Here is a 2020-nt window from a genome sequence, read left to right as displayed (position 1 = left end):
GCCGGGCTCGATTTCCTCGAGACCTATCCGGGGATTGCGCCGTTCCTGCGTGGCCCCTACCCGACCATGTATGTCAACCAGCCCTGGACTATCAGGCAATATGCCGGCTTCTCCACGGCGGAGGATTCCAACGCCTTCTATCGTCGCAACCTCGCGGCCGGACAGAAGGGCCTCTCGGTCGCCTTCGACCTCGCCACCCATCGCGGCTATGACAGCGATCATCCGCGCGTCGGCGGTGACGTCGGCATGGCGGGCGTCGCCATCGATTCCATCTACGACATGCGCACGCTGTTTGCTGGCATTCCGCTCGACCAGATGAGCGTGTCCATGACTATGAACGGCGCGGTGCTGCCGATCCTCGCGCTCTACGTTGCGGCCGCCGAGGAACAAGGCGTTCCGCCGGAGAAGCTCTCAGGGACGATTCAGAACGACATCCTGAAAGAGTTCATGGTGCGCAACACCTATATCTACCCGCCTGCGCCCTCGATGCGGATCATCTCGGACATCTTCGCCTACACGTCGCAAAACATGCCAAAATATAATTCGATCTCGATCTCCGGCTATCACATGCAGGAGGCCGGCGCGACGCAGGATCTCGAGCTTGCCTATACGCTCGCCGACGGCGTCGAATACTTGCGCGCCGGACTTGCTGCGGGTCTCGACGTCGACCGCTTCGCACCGCGGCTGTCGTTCTTCTGGGCGATTGGCATGAACTTCTTCATGGAAGTCGCCAAGCTGCGCGCCGCGCGGCTGCTCTGGGCGAAGCTGTTGAAGCCCTTCAATCCGAAAGACCCGCGCTCGCTGTCGCTGCGCACGCATTCTCAGACCTCGGGCTGGTCGCTGACCGCGCAGGACGTGTTCAACAACGTGATGCGCACCACCGTCGAGGCGATGGCGGCGACGCAAGGCCACACCCAGTCGCTGCACACCAACGCACTCGACGAGGCGCTGGCGCTGCCGACCGATTTCTCGGCCCGCATTGCCCGCAACACCCAGCTATTCCTGCAGCAGGAGAGCGGCACCACCCGCATCATCGATCCCTGGGGCGGCTCCTACTATGTCGAGCGGCTGACGCGCGACCTCGCCGCGAAGGCGTGGGGCCACATCCAGGAAGTCGAGGAACTCGGCGGCATGGCGAAAGCCATCGAAGCCGGCGTACCCAAGCTGCGCATCGAGGAGGCCTCGGCCAAGACGCAAGCCCGCATCGATGCCGGCAAGCAGGCCGTGATCGGCGTCAACAAGTACAAGCCGACCGACGAGACGCCGATCGACATCCTCAAGGTCGACAACACCAATGTGCGCCGGCTGCAGATCGACAAGCTGACGCGGCTCAAATCCGAGCGCAATCAGAAGGACGTCGACGCCGCGCTCGCCGCGCTGACGCGCTCGGCCGGCGAAGGCAACGGCAATCTGCTCGCGCTCGCGATCGACGCCGCGCGCGCCAAGGCGACCGTTGGCGAAATCTCTGATGCAATGGAGAAAGCGTTCGGCCGCCACCGCGCCGAGATCAAATCCATCACCGGCGTCTACAAGCGGGAGGCGTCCAGCATGGGCAACCAGGTCGAGAAGGTTCAGGCGCTGATCGACGCCTTCGAGGAGGCCGAGGGCCGCCGTCCGCGCATCCTGGTCGCCAAGATCGGCCAGGACGGCCACGACCGCGGCCAGAAGGTGATTGCGTCTGCCTTCGCCGATATCGGCTTCGACGTCGACATCGGGCCGCTGTTTGCCACCGCCGACGAGGCGGCGCGACAGGCGGTCGAGAACGACGTCCACATTCTCGGCGTCTCCTCGCTCGCCGCCGCGCATCTCACCGCCGTGCCGGAGCTGAAGGCCGCACTGAAGAAGCAGGGCCGCGAGGACATCATGATCATCGTCGGCGGCGTGGTGCCGCCGCAGGATTACGACGCGCTCTATGCGGCCGGCGCCGAGGCCATCTTCCCGCCCGGCACGGTGATCGCGGACGCCGCCGAAGAGCTGATCCGCAAGCTGAATGCCCGGCTCGGGCACAGCGAGGCGGCGG

1 protein-coding gene is annotated in these 2020 nt (G+C 65.0%); it reads left to right on the top strand.

Annotation, left to right across the window (positions count from 1 at the left end; all coding sequences use genetic code 11):
* On the top strand, nt 1-2020 hold a 2020-nt coding region (scpA, locus tag JQ587_RS36570), incomplete at both ends, for a methylmalonyl-CoA mutase (protein WP_212428602.1).

The sequence above is a fragment of the Bradyrhizobium manausense genome (assembly GCF_018130615.1).
In the GTDB taxonomy this organism is placed as follows: domain Bacteria; phylum Pseudomonadota; class Alphaproteobacteria; order Rhizobiales; family Xanthobacteraceae; genus Bradyrhizobium; species Bradyrhizobium manausense_A.
The sequence above is the reverse complement of the archived record's forward strand: the minus strand, read 5'-3'. Positions and strand labels throughout refer to the sequence as shown.